16 protein-coding genes are annotated in these 15,825 nt (G+C 53.0%); 11 read left to right on the forward strand and 5 right to left on the reverse strand.

Annotated features, from left to right (window positions below; all coding sequences use genetic code 11):
* Positions 1-1,179 carry a M20 aminoacylase family protein gene (locus DT73_RS20365; RefSeq protein WP_036114283.1) on the reverse strand — a complete coding sequence of 393 codons (1,179 nt, stop codon included), beginning with the start codon at positions 1,177-1,179 and terminating at the stop codon, positions 1-3.
* A 114-nt stretch (positions 1,180-1,293) separates the two neighbouring features.
* Positions 1,294-1,995 carry a GntR family transcriptional regulator gene (locus DT73_RS20370; protein WP_036114286.1) on the reverse strand — a complete coding sequence of 234 codons (702 nt, stop codon included), beginning with the start codon at positions 1,993-1,995 and terminating at the stop codon, positions 1,294-1,296.
* A gap of 561 nt (positions 1,996-2,556) precedes the next feature.
* On the opposite strand from DT73_RS20370, the gene DT73_RS20375 reads away from it, so the two are divergent.
* The 6 genes from DT73_RS20375 to DT73_RS20400 are packed head-to-tail and all read left to right on the forward strand — an operon-like array spanning position 2,557 to position 7,867.
* Positions 2,557-3,684, forward strand: a complete 1,128-nt coding sequence (locus DT73_RS20375) for an ABC transporter substrate-binding protein (protein WP_036114289.1) — start codon at positions 2,557-2,559, stop codon at positions 3,682-3,684.
* 47 nt (positions 3,685-3,731) lie between these two features.
* A complete protein-coding gene (locus DT73_RS20380; RefSeq protein WP_036114292.1) occupies positions 3,732-4,625 on the forward strand; it encodes a branched-chain amino acid ABC transporter permease in 894 nt (297 codons plus the stop codon).
* The gene (locus DT73_RS20385; protein WP_036114296.1) at positions 4,618-5,505 is read left to right on the forward strand and encodes a branched-chain amino acid ABC transporter permease; all 888 of its coding nucleotides are present in this window, start codon (positions 4,618-4,620) and stop codon (positions 5,503-5,505) included. Before DT73_RS20380 ends, DT73_RS20385 begins: the two co-directional genes overlap by 8 nt.
* On the forward strand, positions 5,502-6,281 hold the full coding sequence (locus tag DT73_RS20390; RefSeq protein ID WP_036114299.1) for an ABC transporter ATP-binding protein: 780 nt from the start codon (positions 5,502-5,504) through the stop codon (positions 6,279-6,281). Before DT73_RS20385 ends, DT73_RS20390 begins: the two co-directional genes overlap by 4 nt.
* Positions 6,278-6,997 carry an ABC transporter ATP-binding protein gene (locus tag DT73_RS20395; protein ID WP_036114300.1) on the forward strand — a complete coding sequence of 240 codons (720 nt, stop codon included), beginning with the start codon at positions 6,278-6,280 and terminating at the stop codon, positions 6,995-6,997. Before DT73_RS20390 ends, DT73_RS20395 begins: the two co-directional genes overlap by 4 nt.
* A gap of 33 nt (positions 6,998-7,030) precedes the next feature.
* Complete coding sequence (locus tag DT73_RS20400) at positions 7,031-7,867, forward strand: VOC family protein (protein ID WP_036114303.1); 837 nt, start codon at positions 7,031-7,033, stop codon at positions 7,865-7,867.
* On the opposite strand, the gene DT73_RS20405 is transcribed toward DT73_RS20400, so the two are convergent.
* Complete coding sequence (locus DT73_RS20405; protein WP_036114306.1) at positions 7,864-8,397, reverse strand: GNAT family N-acetyltransferase; 534 nt, start codon at positions 8,395-8,397, stop codon at positions 7,864-7,866. The two genes, DT73_RS20400 and DT73_RS20405, sit on opposite strands and share 4 nt — an antisense overlap.
* Positions 8,398-8,493: 96 nt before the next feature.
* Between DT73_RS20405 and DT73_RS20410 the strand changes: the two genes are divergently transcribed.
* The 3 genes from DT73_RS20410 to DT73_RS26600 all read left to right on the forward strand — a co-directional run bounded on the left by DT73_RS20410 (position 8,494) and on the right by DT73_RS26600 (position 10,637).
* Entirely contained in the window at positions 8,494-9,396 is a 903-nt protein-coding gene (locus DT73_RS20410; protein ID WP_036114309.1) for a LysR family transcriptional regulator, read from the forward strand.
* Between the two features lie 63 nt (positions 9,397-9,459).
* Positions 9,460-10,188: a GNAT family N-acetyltransferase gene (locus DT73_RS26595; protein WP_036114311.1), complete on the forward strand. Its 729-nt coding sequence runs from the start codon at positions 9,460-9,462 to the stop codon at positions 10,186-10,188.
* Positions 10,185-10,637 carry a GNAT family N-acetyltransferase gene (locus DT73_RS26600; protein ID WP_036114314.1) on the forward strand — a complete coding sequence of 151 codons (453 nt, stop codon included), beginning with the start codon at positions 10,185-10,187 and terminating at the stop codon, positions 10,635-10,637. Before DT73_RS26595 ends, DT73_RS26600 begins: the two co-directional genes overlap by 4 nt.
* Before the next feature lie 60 nt (positions 10,638-10,697).
* Here the strand turns inward: DT73_RS26600 and DT73_RS20425 are convergent, their stop codons facing one another.
* On the reverse strand, positions 10,698-11,762 hold the full coding sequence (locus DT73_RS20425) for a tartrate dehydrogenase (RefSeq protein ID WP_036114316.1): 1,065 nt from the start codon (positions 11,760-11,762) through the stop codon (positions 10,698-10,700).
* A gap of 83 nt (positions 11,763-11,845) precedes the next feature.
* Between DT73_RS20425 and DT73_RS20430 the strand changes: the two genes are divergently transcribed.
* Entirely contained in the window at positions 11,846-12,775 is a 930-nt protein-coding gene (locus tag DT73_RS20430) for a LysR family transcriptional regulator (protein WP_036114319.1), read from the forward strand.
* Between the two features lie 8 nt (positions 12,776-12,783).
* On the opposite strand, the gene DT73_RS20435 is transcribed toward DT73_RS20430, so the two are convergent.
* Positions 12,784-13,977, reverse strand: coding sequence for an NAD(P)/FAD-dependent oxidoreductase (locus DT73_RS20435; protein WP_036114321.1), 1,194 nt, complete (start codon positions 13,975-13,977; stop codon positions 12,784-12,786).
* A gap of 225 nt (positions 13,978-14,202) precedes the next feature.
* Between DT73_RS20435 and pitA the strand changes: the two genes are divergently transcribed.
* Positions 14,203-15,696 carry an inorganic phosphate transporter PitA gene (gene pitA, locus DT73_RS20440; RefSeq protein ID WP_036114324.1) on the forward strand — a complete coding sequence of 498 codons (1,494 nt, stop codon included), beginning with the start codon at positions 14,203-14,205 and terminating at the stop codon, positions 15,694-15,696.
* The last annotated feature ends 129 nt before the right edge of the window (positions 15,697-15,825 follow it).

Raw genomic sequence — 15,825 nt, forward strand, 5'->3', positions numbered from 1 at the left:
TTAATCCTCTGAAGTCACTGCAACAGGATTTAATGACTGCTCTACCAGCGATACCCAAAGACCAATACCGGGGGCAATAAGCTGGTCATTAAAATCGTAATAAGGGTTATGTAATGAAGCACCGGGCGTTGGGCCATCGGCGCCCAACCAGAGGTAAGCCCCCGGGCAGGCTTCGAGCAGGTAAGCAAAATCTTCCGCAGCCATTGAAGGGGGAAGTTGGGTATGCACCTGAGTGATACCTGGCGTGCCGCGTGCCGCACGGGCAAGGGTTTCCGCCTGCTGCGCGTGATTGACAGTAACGGGGTAACCATATTCCCAGTGAATTTCCCCGCGTACCCCAAATGGCCCGGCAAGTTGCTCTACATAATCCGCCATCAGTGCCTGGCACTGCGCGCGTGCGCGCTGGCTCAGGCAGCGCAGCGTTCCGGAAAGTTGCATCGTTTGTGGTACGACATTAATCGCTTCACCAGCCTGGAGTTGTGTCACGCTTATCACTGCACTGTCCAGCGGGGAAAGGCGCCGCGTGGTAATAGTTTGCAACGCCGTAATCAGGTGCGCACCGGCGAGTACCGGGTCGGCGCCTTTTTCTGGCATAGCGGCATGGCACCCAACACCGGTGAGGGTAATAAAGAAGTTATCCTGTGAGGCCATCATTGGCCCCGGGTTCACCGCCACTTCCCCAACAGGCAAACCGGGCCAGTTATGCAATGCGTAAACTGCAGACATCGGGAAGCGGTCAAATAACCCTTCTTCCACCATCAGGCGTCCGCCTCCGGCATTTTCTTCTGCTGGCTGGAAAATAAAACAAACTGTTCCCTGAAACGCCCGGGTCTGGCTTAAATAACGAGCAGCTCCCAGCAAAATTGCGGTATGCCCGTCATGGCCGCAGGCATGCATGGTTCCGGGAGAAGCCGAACACCACGCCACGGTGTTGTTTTCCTGGATGGGAAGCGCGTCGATATCGGCGCGAATACCAATTGCCGGTCCTTCACCATTGCGCAGCACCCCAATAATCCCGGTGCCAGCCATGCCGGTATGCACTTCGAGCCCGAATGTTTCCAGCAATTCACTGATTTTGGCTGAAGTATGAAACTCCTGCAGGCCGATTTCCGGGCAGGCATGAATTTCACGCCGCCAGGTAATCGCCTGCTGAATAATATCTTCGGGAATTGGCTGCATATTTCCTCTGCATTGTCACCGCACAACGCCAGCGCGTTGCACAGGAAAAAATCGGTATAGCGAACAGATACCCTATTCGCTCAATCATCAGGTCAGTAAGTTTCCCTGCAGATATCAGGGTTTGCCGAAATAAATCCGGGCCAGACCTTCTTTGGTTACTTCAATAGCATGCTCAGCACTCAATGAAATATGCTGTTCAATCAGTGCCACGCCTTTTTCAATATCGCGCTGGCGTAATGCGGCAATAATATCGACATGCTCGTCATACGCGTTATTGCGCCTTACGGGGGTTTCTAAATCAATGCGCCGAAAGAAGCGGCTCAATGAATTGAGGCTGTCGAGCATTTCGTATAACCGGCTGTTATGAGAAATACGGGCGATTTCCATATGGAAGCGCTCATCAATTTCAGCAATTTTGGCCCAGTCCTGGTCATTTTGTGGCGGGCGATGCTGGCTTACCTCTTCCCAGATAGCCGTTGTCGCCGCAATCTCGTCGTCAGTTGCCCGCTGGCAGGCAAAGCGAAAAGTGGATTGTTCGATGACCATGCGCACTTCGTACAACTCTCTGACGCCTTCAGGTGTCAGATCGCGTGAATAGAACCCTTTATTAGGGACGAAGTTCATGAAGCCATCTTTAGCCAGCCGGTTCAGCGCTTCCCTCACCGGGGTTCGCGACACCCCCAGTTGTGCAGCAAGCTCAACTTCATTCACCCTCTCGCCCGGGCGAAAGTGGTAATCAATCGCCAGTCCTTTCACTTTCTCGTAGACTTTTTCTACGCTGTCGGCGCTACGGGATTTCTTTTTAATAGCAACCACATTATCCCCTTACTTTTTCCCTTAACGTCGCCGCACACATGTGAATAAATAAACCAGCGGCACAGGTTATTTCACCGAATATTTTTATTGATAGCACAGCAAAAAAAACAACTCAACACAAAATTGAATACACTTATTCATAACCTAATAACCTTTGATTATTAAGCATTTTGCATTTTTATTTCCTTGTTAAATCATTACCATGCACCATTTTGCAGCAAGGCTGCTCCAAAATGAATCAAAGTGTATTCACTTTTGCACACAGATATTTTACCAGGCAGTTATCTAACAATGTAAAAAACCATAAGTGCCAAATTTTATTATTTACATTATCTCCATTGTATTTATTCATTAATTTCTTCCTGAACCCATAAAAATACCATGTTGTTTATCAGGTGATGTACTTCCCTGGCACTATCTTTGCTTAATACACAAGTGTATGCACTTATAAATTCACTTTTGGTGCACTACTTTTCGCCTTCACCAGGGAAGCCTCGCAATGCTGCAGAGGCTGAAAAACACCGGCCTTAAGAGCCGGCAACAATAAACCGGAGAACCAACATGAAAAGTCGTTTTGGGCAGAGCATGACTCTGTCAGCATTAACAGGCATGACGTTGTTAGGTTTGGCACACACAGCACTGGCTGATGTGAATATTGGCGCAGTTTTACCCTTAACCGGTACCAGTGCCAGTATTGGTGAAGACCAGCGCCGGGGCATTGAACTGGCGGTGGAAAACATTAACGCTCATGGTGGTGTGGACGGGCAACCGCTGCACGTTATCGTTGAAGATTCTGCCGGTAGCCCGGTTACCGGCCTTAACGCCGTGCGTAAACTGACTCAGGTTAACCACGTCCCCCTGGTAGTTGGCAGTTTTTCTTCCAGCGTCACCATCCCTGTTGGGCAATACCTGGTGAAAAACCACCTGCTGCATATCAATATTTCAGGCACCAGTACGGATGTGCGTAAAATTGGCGCAACCTCCTGGAGTGTTATCGGTCTTGATTCCCTTTCAGCCCGCTTTTCCGCCGAAGATGTGCACCAACTCGGTTACAACAAAGTGGCCTTTATTGCCCCGGATGGCGCTTACGGCCAGGGTATGGCGGAGCAGTTCACTAAGGCATTTGAAAAAGCCGGAGGCAAAGTTGTCGCTAAGGTGCTCTACACCAGCGGGCAGCCTTCTTATCGCCGCGAACTGGAGCAGATTTCCCGCGCTCACCCACAAGCCTACGTTTACACCAGCTATGGTCAGGATGCCATCGTGCTGAACCGCGAAGCCTGGGAGTTGGGGCTGAATAAAACCCCCTGGTACGGCATGTATTTAACCATGGCGATAGATGGCTCTCCGGCACAATACACTAACGGCCAGATGGGAATGGAAGTCGCGGGCATTGACCAGAAAGCAGCAGGCAGCAATGGGGAAAATTACGCCACGCTTTACCAGAATAAATTCCATGAAAAACCCCGCTCAGTGTATGGCAGCTATGCCTGGGACAGCGTCATGCTGGCCGCCGCTGCAATCAACAAGGCACACAGTGCTGAACCAGCAGCAATGATTACCGCCATGAAAGCAGTAGCTCCCGGCTTTACCGGCATCACCGGGAAACTGGATCTGGATGCGGATAACCAACGCCAGAGCCAGCCATACCTGAAAGTTAAAGCCAGCAATGGCGCACCGGTTCCCCGGTAACGGGCGGTTTCTTATGCCTGTCTACGCTACATCATTGGGGAGAAATCATGCTGCAGTTTTTGATTGATACATTGATTCGCACGGCGGATTTATCACTGGTCGCGCTGGGATTAAGCCTGGTGTATGGGCTGGTGCGGTTTGCCAACATCGCCCATATGCAATACGCCATGGTTGGCGCCTTTATTACAGCGGCCGGGCTTCACCTGGGTATGCCGTTATCACTGGCTATCGTCTTTTCTGCGGTTGTTTGCGGCATGCTCTCCATGGTGTTGCATCACTGGGTATTTCAGCCGTTGTTAAAAAGCGGTACGGCTAACGCCATGATTGGTTCGCTGGCCGTGTCAATGGTGCTGATTGCGCTGGTACTTGGGGTTGAAGGATCGGCCCCGATCAACTATGCCCTGCCGATTGGCGAGCTGTGGCAAATTGGCGATACCCGCGTCGCCTCAGATGAACTCTGGAGCCTGGGGGTCACTGGTGTACTGGTTGCCGTATTCAGTGTGCTGATGTTCAAAACACCACAAGGCCGTGCGATACGCGCTCTGGCAAGCAACCGCGACCTGGCGGCAGCGTCAGGATTAAACGCCAGCGCCATTATCCACAGTGTTAACCTGCTGGCAGGTATGCTGGCGGCCGTGGGTGGAAGCATGCTGGCAATGAATGCCAGTGCCTGGGTCAACCAGGGAAATGACCTGATGCTGCCCGTGCTGGCTGCTGCCATTCTGGGCGGGCTGGGTAACCCCATGGGCGCCATTTTCGGCGCGTTGCTTATCGCCAGTACCGAAACCCTTGTGACCAACATTGACTGGAGCTGGCTGTTCGGCGGGGAATTACTGTTTATACCGGTTACCTGGGTCAATGCCTCATCGTTTGTCATTCTGTTACTGGCGCTGTTAGTACGCCCTTACGGCCTGTTTAATCGCGAGGTACGCCGTGTCTGAGTTTTTACTGCATATTTTTTGCCTGGCTGGCATCTATGCCATTGTCGCACTTGCTCTGAATTTACAGGCGGGGTATGCCGGGTTGCTCAACTTTGGCCATATCGTGTTCGTGGGCACTGGTGCGTATGCCATTGGTTTAGGCAGCCAGTTTGGTTTGCCATTGTGGGTAGTAATGCCCGCCGGAATACTGTGCGCCATGGTTATCAGCATCATGATGACGCTGTTGGGACGCCAGTTAACCGCAGATTACTGGGGAATAGCCACACTGGCACTGGCGGAGATTATCCGCATCGCAATCGTCAATGAAGATAGCGTGACTGGCGGAGCACAAGGTATCGGCGGGCTGGTCGCTCCCTGGTCAACCGGTAACAGTGTGGTGGATACCCGCATCTTCGCGGTCATTATTCTGGTGGCCGTTATCCTCGCCACACTGGCCTGCCTGCGCACCGGTTCCAGCCGCTTTGGCCGCGCGCTACGCTTGATGCGCGAACAGCCTCAGTTAGCCATGTGCATGGGGTATTCGCTGCCCTGGCTAAAATGCCGGGCGTTGATGAGCAGTGCGGTTATGTGCTGCCTCGCCGGTATGTTGTTGGCCTGGTACACCGATTATGTCAGCCCGGATTACCTGCTCTCTTCAGAGACCTTTCTTATCTGGAGCATGGTGATGATTGGTGGCATCGGAAATGTCCGTGGTGTCCTGTTGGGGGTCTTGTTAGTGGAAGGCCTGTATAACTTCATTCCCTTCGCTAAAGATTATTTCCACATTAGCTCTGATCTGACAGGTGCACTGCGCCTGGGTCTGGTAGGGCTTGCGTTGCTACTGTGCCTGCTGACCAGACCTGCCGGTCTGCTCCCTGAAAAATTAAGGATTCTGTCATGACGCATTTACTCGAAGTGTCTGGCGTCAGCAAAGCTTTTGGTGGCAACCAGGTACTGTCTTCTGTCTCATTTAATGTGGCTAAAGGTGAGATCCTCGGCCTGCTGGGGCCAAATGGCTCCGGGAAAAGTACCCTGCTTAACACAATTTCCGGGTTCACCCGGCCAGATGGCGGAAGCATAACGTTCAACGGGCACCCTATTGCCCGCATGGCAAGCCACCGCATTATTCAGGCGGGGATTGCCCGGACATTCCAGTTGCCCGTCATGCCGGAAAAGATGAGTGTCATGGAAGTGGTGATGGCGGCGGGAACCCGCCAGCACGGGTTGATCAACGGGTTGCTGGGTCTGGCTTCCGGGCGCAAGGCTGAACAGGAAGACAAAGCCCGCGCCAGTGAATTGCTCGAAACCTTGCTGCTGACCAAAGTCAGAGAGCTTCCCGCCGCCGCGCTGTCGGGTGGGCAAAAAAAACTGCTGGGTATTGCCTGCGCGCTGATGGGAAACCCGGCGTTGCTGATGCTCGACGAACCGATGGCAGGTGTGCATCCGCAGTTGCGCCAGGAACTGGTGGAAACCCTGGTTCGCCTGAGCCAGCAAGGGATTTCCTTACTGGTCATTGAACACGATATGCACTTTATCAACACCCTGTGCCAGCGCTGTATTGTGCTGGACAGAGGGCAGATTGTCGCCAGTTGCCGCCCGGACGAACTGGCAGAAAACCAGCAAGTGCTGGATGCGTACCTTGGGCGCAGCACAGCGACACTGCAGGAGGCCGTATGATAACGCTGGAAAACGTGGTTGCGGGTTACACGCCCGGTATCGATATTCTCCACGGCATTTCATTACACGTTGCGCAGGCAGAAATTGTCACGCTGCTGGGGCCGAATGGTTGCGGCAAGTCTACATTACTGAAATCGATTGCTGGTTTCGTGTCCCCCCGTGAAGGGCGGGTCGATATTGAAGGGCGTGAAACGGCGAAAATTCCGGTGCACCGCAAAATTCGCGAATGTTCTCTGGGGTTTGTTCCGCAACTGGATAACGTCTTCAACAACCTGACTGTTGCAGAAAACCTGCAAACAGGTGGGCAATTTTTACCGCCAGGGCAGCGCCGGCAGCGCATGGCACAACTGGCAGAACATTACCCGGTGTTGCACAAGAAATGGCACTCCCCGGCATCTGCGCTTTCTGGTGGGGAACGGCAAATTCTTGCACTTGCCCGGGCACTGATGCCATCGCCTTCCGTGCTGCTGCTTGATGAGCCTTCTGCCGGGCTGTCGCCGAAAATGCTTACCGAAGTGTTCAGCGCCATTCAAACCATTCGCCGTCAGGAGAAAGTCACTATTCTGATGGTGGAACAAAATGCCATGGAGGCGCTGCATATCTCTGACCGGGCGTATGTGCTGGCGTTGGGAAAAGTGGCAATGCAGGGTAAAGCCCGGGATTTGCTTAACGACCCGCAGATGCGGGAACTGTACTTTGGCGGCCGTGCTGCCTGACAGGAAAAGTAACAAAAACAGAAGGAATACATCATGCCGATTACCCCGGTTATCGACCACGCAGTAATCAATGTCGATGACGAACTGAATCAGGCACAACACTTGTTTCAACGGATGGGCTTCCAGCTCAGTGAGCGGGGCCATCACTCTATGGGCTCCAGCAACCACCTGGCGATATTCAGAGATAACTACCTGGAGCTGCTGGGTTATGAAGCTGACAGGCAAACTGCGTCACGCGGTTTGTGGCAAGTTGCTCCTGGTCTTGCTGGCCTTGTCTGGAAAACGGCAGATGCCAGTGCCGTATGGCAACATTTACAACAATGCGGGCTGGAGGGAGAGCCTCCTACAGCATTTTCCCGGCCGGTTACCCTGCCCGACGGCAGTACCACCGAAGCGCGCTTTTGTATCACCCGGATTCGTGGCAGCGCACTGGATTATGGCTTCAGTTTTTTCTGTGAACAGCAAACACCTGAAGCCGTGTGGCAACCCGCCTGGCAGGTTCACCCAAACACGGTGCAGGCACTGACAGCGTTTGTGATTGCCTCACCTCAGCCAGTACAAACGTTGGCGTTATACCGCCAGTTGTTTAACTGTGTGCCACGTATGGATGCGCAGGGCGGCTATGTTCTTGATTCGGGTACCTGCCGCCTGCGGGTTATCAGCCATGACCAGGCTGGTCTGGAATTTGCGCTGCCGCCAGCCGGGCAAAATGCCCCCGCTAAAATGGTGGCGCTGTGTTTCCAGGTTGCCTCATTGAACCAACTCAGGCAGAGCCTTACCCAGGGCGATATACAGTGGCGGGAGCAAGATAACGCACTACTGGTTACACAACAGCAGGCGCAGTGGCTGGCGATGCGTTTCCATCTCTAAATCATAGTGGCTTCACTGGGCGGTAGTGTTGCACCGTCGCCCAGTGTGCGCTGCATTAATACGGTATCCACCCAGCGCCCATGCTTAAACCCTACAGATTGCAGCGTCCCAACCAGGTTAAACCCCAGGCTCTGGTGCAGGCGCAAAGATGCCTGATTTTCGCTATTACCAATCACCGCCAGTAACTGCCGGTAACCTGCCTGCTCTACCAGGCTAATGGCATGAGATAACAACGCCCGGCCAAGCCCCTGCCCACCATGTTGGTGATGAATATAAACAGAATCTTCCAGGGTAAAACGGTAAGCATGGCGCGGGCGATATGGCGCCAGGTAGCAATAACCCAGCACTTGCTCACCTTCCAGTGCCACCAGCCAGGGTGTACCGTGAGACTGCACTTTTGCCAGCCTGCCCGCCATTTCGGCAACATCCGGCGGCGTTGTTTCAAATGAAGCGATACCATGCTCAACATGCCAGGCGTAAATCGCACAAATTTGCGCGACATGTTGCTGTTGTGCGGGAATTATTTTCATGTTTTGCTCACAGGAATTATGCAGGCCTTCAGAGTGCCATGTTTAGGGTATTCCAGACAGCCTGTATTGCTTATGCACGCTATAAGGAAGCCTTTGATGACCGCTCTTAATCTGGATCATCTGCATACGTTTTGCCTGGTGGCCCGCTACGGCAGTTTTTCCTCAGCAGCCAACCTGTTGGGGTTGTCTCAGCCCGCGGTAAGCCAGCAAATTCGCCAACTGGAGCAATGGTTTGCCACGCGCCTGCTTGAACGTACAGCCAGAGGTATGAAGCCCACGCCTGCGGGCCAGGTTCTACTGGAGTTATCACCACAACTGGAACATATCGTTGCTGATATTCAGGCTCAGGTTGCCAATTGTAGTGGTATTGCCCGTGGCATTGTCTCTCTGGGAATGGGGGCTACCGCCTGTATTCACCTGATGCCGCCAGTGCTGCAGGCACTTCGCCAGTCTCACCCTCAACTCACCGTCAGTATCCGCACCGGTAATACGCAGGAGATTATCCGCGCCGTAGAAGAAAACCGGCTGGATGCCGGGTTAGTGACGCTCCCAGCCGACAGCCGCAACATAGCGCTGACCCCACTATGTGACGATGAATTCTTCGCTATTGGCCCGTCTGAAGAGGCTCGGGACAAGGTAATTTCCCCGCTAACGCCCGAAACACTGAGCCAACACCCACTGATTATCTTCGAGCCAGGCAGCAGTACCCGCAAATGCATTGATGGCTGGTTCTCCGAAGCAGGCTTCGGGTTACAGCCGGTGATGGAATTAGGCAGTATCGAGGCCATAAAAAGCCTGGTGCGCGCTGGTATGGGTTACAGCATTGTTCCCGCGATGGCCATCACTCAGCCAGAACCCGGCATCACCAGCCAGCCGTTAACGCCCCGGCTTTCGCGCACGCTGGCGCTGGCCTTACGCCAGGATAAGCCTCTGAACCACGGTATGAATGCACTGCTCAGCGCACTAAAAAACGCTGTCCTGCCGGTTAACCCGGTGTGACGCTTCACAACCGGGCATTACCACGTTAGGTTATGCTTAATGTTCCCCTGACTGAAGCTGAATATGACTGTGCTGCTTAATGAATTTAATCAACCTGTTGGCGCACCACTCACTGGCTGGCAAGGCTGCCCGTTACCGCAACACTGTAATCTGCAGGGCCAATACTGCCACCTGGTCCCGCTGAATGCAGCGAGCCACAGTGAGCAACTCTATGCCGCATGGCTTCAGGCAGAAGATGACCGGGGCTGGACCTGGCTACCCGCCGGGCCATTCCCAGACTTCGCCTCATTTAACCAATTTATTATTCAGGCTGCCGAAAGCCGGGATCCTCTGCACTATGCGGTAATTGACAACGCAAGTGGTGAAGCAACGGGAAGCCTGGCGTTAATGCGCCAGGACCCGAAAAACGGCGTTATCGAAGTGGGTTCCGTTATTTTTTCACCCCGCCTGCAGCACACCACCGCCGCAACAGAAGCCCACGCGCTACTGATGCAGTACGTGTTTAATACGCTGGGTTACCGGCGCTATGAATGGAAGTGTGATTCCCTGAATGCACCTTCCCGCCGGGCAGCAGAACGGCTGGGCTTCACTTTTGAAGGTATTTTCCGCCAGGCCATTGTCTATAAAGGGCGCAACCGGGATACTGCCTGGTTTTCGCTGCTTGATAGCGAGTGGCCGCAAGTTCATGATGCCCTGAGCGCCTGGTTATCACCGGGTAATTTTGATGAACACGGGAAGCAACGCCAGGCACTGCGTGCCTGCCAGCAAAAACCGCAGGAGCAGCAAGCATGACCACCACAATTCGGGGTGCCCGCCCGGAAGATGAAGCCGCCTGGCGCGCTTTATGGCAGGGTTACACCACATTTTATGGCAGTGACATCCCTGAACCGGTTACCCGACACACCTGGCTACGGGCTCTGGACCCGGCGTCCCCATTAGGAATTCGGCTGGCAGTTTGTAATGAACAGATTGCCGGTTTTAGCCTGTATGTGCTCCATGAAGGCTCATGGGTCACCACCCCGGTGTGTTACCTCGAAGACTTATTTGTTGACCCTGCTGTACGTGGGCAGGGCCTGGGGCGGGCGCTGATTGATGACCTGATTCACCAGGCTCTGCAAAACAACTGGTCCCGGCTCTACTGGCATACCCGGGAAGGCAACCCGGCCCGGGCATTGTATGACCAGTTCACCCGAGCCGATGACTATGTGCGTTACCGGTTAACTGTCAGTAAAAATACTTAATGTGGCAATGGCCTCTGACCTGGTGTTATTGCTCAACACCAGGCCTTTTTATTGTGCACATTACAGGGCCGCGGCTATCGCTTCCCCCAGCTCAGTAGTGCTGGCTGTTCCACCCAGGTCACGGGTCAGGCAATGCCCTTCTGCCAGCGTTTTTTCTATTGCCTGCAAAACTGCGGCTCCAGCTTCAGCGTAGCCCAAATGCTCCAGCATCATTGCGCCACACCAAATCTGGCCAATCGGGTTGGCGACACCTTTACCGGCAATATCTGGCGCAGAACCATGTACCGGTTCAAACAGGCTGGGGAAACGGCGCTCTGGGTTGATGTTGGCAGAAGGGGCAATACCGATAGTGCCAGTACAGGCCGGGCCAAGGTCTGAAAGAATATCGCCAAACAGATTACTGGCAACCACCACATCGAACCAGTCAGGGTGTAAAACAAAATTCGCAGTAAGAATATCAATATGGAATTTATCTACGGATACCGACGGGTACTGCTGTGCTATCTCTGCCACACGGCTGTCCCAGTAGGGCATAGTGATCGCGATACCATTCGATTTAGTGGCCGATGTCAGGTGTTTTTTCGGGCGGCGCTGAGCCAGCTCGAACGCGAATTTCACTACGCGATCCACGCCGGTTCGCGTCATTACGGTTTCCTGAATCACCACTTCCCGTTCAGTACCAGGAAACATCGTGCCACCGACACTGGAATATTCTCCTTCGGTGTTTTCCCGCACCACATAGAAATCGATATCACCCGGTTGCCGGTTTGCCAGAGGCGCTTTCACACCAGGCATTAAACGTACTGGCCGCAAATTCACATACTGGTCAAACTCCCGGCGAAACTGGAGTAAAGACTCCCACAACGACACGTGATCCGGCACGACATCCGGCCAGCCCACAGCACCAAAATAGATGGCATCACAGGCCTGTAACTGTTCACGCCAGTTATCCGGCAACATTTTGCCATGCTGCTGCCAGTATTCCGCACTGGCGAAGTCATGCCATTGCCATTCCAGAGGGATTGAGAATTTACTGGCAGCCGCGTTCATCACCCGAACGCCCTCCGGCATCACTTCCTTGCCTATACCATCTCCGGGAATTACTGCGATTTTATGAACAGCCATTGCATGCACCTTTGGGTTGTTTATGCCTGTATTGCAGTATATGTTTTCATTTCAGGTTAATAATTGGCTTAAAATGAAATCCAATGTTTCTTAAAAGTAAAGAAACCAGAACTTCAACAGACGATATGGCATTCTTCATGCGCCTTGCTTCTGCCGGGAGCCTGACGGAGGCCGCCCGGGAAATGGGGTTATCTTTGCCTGCGGTCAGTAAGCGCCTGCGGTTACTCGAAGAGCGCCTTGGGGTGCAGTTGCTGCACAGAACCACTCGCCGTATCGAACTGACACCAGAAGGCAAAAGCTACTTTGAAGGCGCCCGGCCTTTGCTGGACCAGTTACTCGAACTGGAAGACAGAATCAGCAGCCAAAACCCAATGTTACGCGGGTCGCTCAACATTAATGCGTCATTTGGTTTTGGACGGCGTTTTGTTGCACCCTGTTTATCGCGTTTTGCCGCCCTTCACCCGCAACTGAATATCACCCTGCAACTCACCAGCCAGCCGCTTAATTTCCTTGATGCACAAATGGATATTGATATCCGGGTTGGTGAGCCGCCGGATGCCCGGCTGGTGGCCCGCAAGCTGCGCGATAACCCGCGAGTGCTGTGTTGTTCGCCAGGTTATGCCGCACAGCATGGGTTGCCTGCCAGTGTAAACGACCTGGCAAAGCACAGTTGTATTCTGCTTAAGCAATTTGACAGTGATTTTGCTTTGTGGCGCATGAGCCGGGGAAAGCAGGCCATCAGCCAGAAAGTTCACGGCCACCTGGTGACCAATGATGGGGAAGTCGCCATGAGAATGGCAATCGACGGGCACGGCATTTTGCTGCGTTCCTGGTGGGACGCAGAGCCCAGTATTGCCAGCGGTGAACTGGTACATGTACTACCGGAATGGCAGGCTACTGGCGGAAACATTTACGCAGTCTGGCTCCCTCAGCGCACGCCCCATAACCGGATTACTGCGTTTGTGGAGTACCTGGCAGCACAACTGCAAGGCGATGCCAGGCAGGCTCACTAACTGAATGGTTAGTTGCCAGCCAGCGCCTGGGCACACGCCCACGCGGAGCTCCACGCCCACTGGAAGTTGTAACCACCCAGCCAGCCGGTGACATCAACCACTTCACCAATAAAATAGAGCCCGGGCACTGTGCGGGCTTCCATGGTACGGGAAGAAAGCGCATGGGTATCGACGCCGCCAAGCGTTACTTCGGCAGTACGGTAACCTTCGGTGCCATTTGGCACCACTTCCCACTGCGACAGTTGTGCGACCAGCTCCGCCTGCTGGCGTGAATTAAGCTGTTTCAGAGTGACATCCGGCACCAATCCCAGTGACATCAGCACTTCAATTAACCGCTTTGGTAATAACATGGCCAGGGTGTTTTTCAGGCTCTGGTTCGGGTGCGACTGGCGTTGTTCATCCAGTAGTGCATCCACACCTCCATCGGGGGCCAGGTTAACCATGACCGGTTCACCAGCCCGCCAGTAACTGGAAATTTGCAGCACTGCCGGGCCAGACATGCCCCGGTGCGTGAACAAAATATTTTCACGAAATTGTGTGCCATCCTGCGCGGTTACCACCGAAGGGAGCGATACCCCGGACAAAGTTTGCAACTGTTCCAGCAAGGGTTTATGCAGCGTGAATGGCACCAGGCCTGCCCGGGTAGGCAATACGGGGAGGCCAAACTGCTCAGCGACTTTATAGCCAAAAGGAGAGGCTCCCAGACCGGGCATAGACAAGCCGCCACTGGCAACCACCAGCTTGTTTGCGTGAATTTCCGCGCCATTAAGCTGCAGCGTATAGCCCTGTTCATTGCGTTCAATAGTTAACACTTCACTGCGTAACCGCAATGTCACGTTACCCTGCTGGCACTCATCAAGCAGCATGGTGACAATTTGTTCTGCTGAATCATCACAAAATAACTGCCCCAGCGTCTTTTCATGCCAGGCAATACCATGGCGGGAAACCATGTCGATAAAATCCCATTGGGTATAGCGTGCCAGGGCAGATTTGCAAAAATGGGGGTTTGAGCTCAAATAGGCCGCAGGTTCGATATAAAGGTTAGTAAAGTTGCAACGACCACCACCAGACATAAGAATTTTTCTGCCTGGTTTTTTTCCGTTGTCCAGTACCATGACGCGCAAACCCGCCTGCCCGGCCTGAGCCGCACAAAATAACCCGGCCGCACCCGCGCCAATCACCACCACATCGAATTGTTCCACACTTTCCCCCTGTTTTATCTGGCGGCGAATTGTAAAGATAGTCCGTTAATCACACCAGCACAAAAGCCAATCTTTCAGATATCCCATTGAATTATTACAAGTTAATGACAGCCAGCGAAAAAAGCGACGCAATTTAAATCAAAAAAAGTCTATTTTCACTTTGCCCCCGGCGCAGTTGTCCTGGATAATGCGCCGCGTTCATGTCCACAGAATGGCTTAACGTCTATGCTACATCTCTTTGCAGACCTGGATTTGCATACCGGGTTGTTATTGGTTCTCGCACTGGCCTTCGTGTTGTTCTACGAAGCCATCAATGGTTTTCACGATACCGCAAACGCTGTCGCTACCGTCATTTATACGCGTGCGATGCGTTCACAGCTGGCTGTTATGATGGCTGCGGTATTTAACTTCTTCGGCGTCCTGTTGGGCGGGCTGAGTGTTGCTTATGCCATCGTTCACATGCTGCCAACAGACTTATTATTGAATGTAGGTTCCGCACACGGTCTTGCCATGGTGTTTTCCATGTTGCTTGCCGCCATTATCTGGAACCTTGGCACCTGGTACTTTGGATTACCGGCATCCAGCTCTCATACTCTGATCGGCGCCATTATAGGTATTGCCCTGACGAACGCTCTGATGACTGGTACATCTGTTGTGGATGCACTCAATATTCCAAAAGTTATCAATATTTTTGCCTCCCTAATCGTTTCTCCAATTGTCGGCCTGGTTCTGGCGGGCGGGCTGGTGTATTTATTGCGCCGCTACTGGAACGGCACCAAAAAGCGCCGCCGTGTCCACTTAACGCCTGCTGAGCGCGAAAAGCAGGATGGTAAAAAAAGGCCGCCATTCTGGACGCGTATCGCTCTGATTGTTTCTGCTATTGGCGTTAGTTTCTCCCATGGCGCGAACGACGGGCAGAAAGGTATCGGGCTGATTATGCTGGTGCTGATTGGCGTGGCCCCTGCCGGTTTTGTGGTAAACATGAATTCAACAGGTTACGACATCACCCGTACCCGGGATGCCGTCACTAACGTCGAACTCTACTTCCAGCAGCATGGTGAAGCATTTAAACATGTCATTGATATGGCTCCTCCGGCTAATCTGGAGCCAATCCCGGGTGAAGCCCATGAGTTCCATTGCGATGCCAGCCGTGCTGTGTTTGCGCTGGATACTGCCAAAGGCCTGTTAGCCAACCTCGACAGCTATGAAAAATTGAGCCTGGAGCAACGCAGCCATTTACGCCGTATGATGCTGTGTATTGCCGATACGACAGACAAAGTGGCTAATCTGCCGGAAACCAACTCCGACGATAAACGTTACCTCAAGAAACTCAAAGGCGACATGCTGAGCACCATCGAATACGCGCCCATCTGGATTATTATGGCGGTAGCGCTGGCCCTGGGTATCGGTACCATGATTGGCTGGCGCCGTGTTGCCACCACTATTGGTGAGAAAATCGGTAAGAAAGGCATGACTTACGCACAAGGGATGTCTGCACAGATGACCGCTGCGGTTTCCATCGGTATTGCCAGCTACACCGGCATGCCAGTGTCCACCACCCACGTGTTGTCGTCTTCTGTTGCCGGTACCATGCTGGTTGATGGCGGCGGGTTACAAAGCCGCACGGTTAAAAGCATTCTGATGGCATGGATATTTACTCTTCCTGCTGCCATTCTGCTTTCCGGCTGCCTGTACTGGCTGTCACTGCACCTGATCTGATTTTAAGATTTCGCCATAAGCGGGCTGTAAGGCCCGCTTCATATTGATGAAAAAGAAGGAAAAAACGTGGTTTTTCCTTCTTTTTAGTTAGTAGCCGAAAATCAATGAATTGATTTTCCTTGTTTTTGA

The sequence above is a fragment of the Mangrovibacter sp. MFB070 genome (genome assembly GCF_000705335.1).
GTDB lineage: Bacteria > Pseudomonadota > Gammaproteobacteria > Enterobacterales > Enterobacteriaceae > Mangrovibacter > Mangrovibacter plantisponsor.

Bases quoted from the DNA above. Each gene is read 5' to 3' on its own strand.
- DT73_RS20365 (WP_036114283.1), bottom strand. From the start codon at position 1,179: ATGCAGCCAATTCCCGAAGATATTATTCAGCAGGCGATTACCTGGCGG.
- DT73_RS20375 (WP_036114289.1), top strand. From the start codon at position 2,557: ATGAAAAGTCGTTTTGGGCAGAGCATGACTCTGTCAGCATTAACAGGC.
- DT73_RS20380 (WP_036114292.1), top strand. From the start codon at position 3,732: ATGCTGCAGTTTTTGATTGATACATTGATTCGCACGGCGGATTTATCA.
- DT73_RS20390 (WP_036114299.1), top strand. From the start codon at position 5,502: ATGACGCATTTACTCGAAGTGTCTGGCGTCAGCAAAGCTTTTGGTGGC.
- DT73_RS20395 (WP_036114300.1), top strand. From the start codon at position 6,278: ATGATAACGCTGGAAAACGTGGTTGCGGGTTACACGCCCGGTATCGAT.
- DT73_RS20400 (WP_036114303.1), top strand. From the start codon at position 7,031: ATGCCGATTACCCCGGTTATCGACCACGCAGTAATCAATGTCGATGAC.
- DT73_RS20405 (WP_036114306.1), bottom strand. From the start codon at position 8,397: ATGAAAATAATTCCCGCACAACAGCAACATGTCGCGCAAATTTGTGCG.
- DT73_RS20410 (WP_036114309.1), top strand. From the start codon at position 8,494: ATGACCGCTCTTAATCTGGATCATCTGCATACGTTTTGCCTGGTGGCC.
- DT73_RS26595 (WP_036114311.1), top strand. From the start codon at position 9,460: ATGACTGTGCTGCTTAATGAATTTAATCAACCTGTTGGCGCACCACTC.
- DT73_RS26600 (WP_036114314.1), top strand. From the start codon at position 10,185: ATGACCACCACAATTCGGGGTGCCCGCCCGGAAGATGAAGCCGCCTGG.
- DT73_RS20425 (WP_036114316.1), bottom strand. From the start codon at position 11,762: ATGGCTGTTCATAAAATCGCAGTAATTCCCGGAGATGGTATAGGCAAG.
- DT73_RS20430 (WP_036114319.1), top strand. From the start codon at position 11,846: ATGTTTCTTAAAAGTAAAGAAACCAGAACTTCAACAGACGATATGGCA.
- pitA (WP_036114324.1), top strand. From the start codon at position 14,203: ATGCTACATCTCTTTGCAGACCTGGATTTGCATACCGGGTTGTTATTG.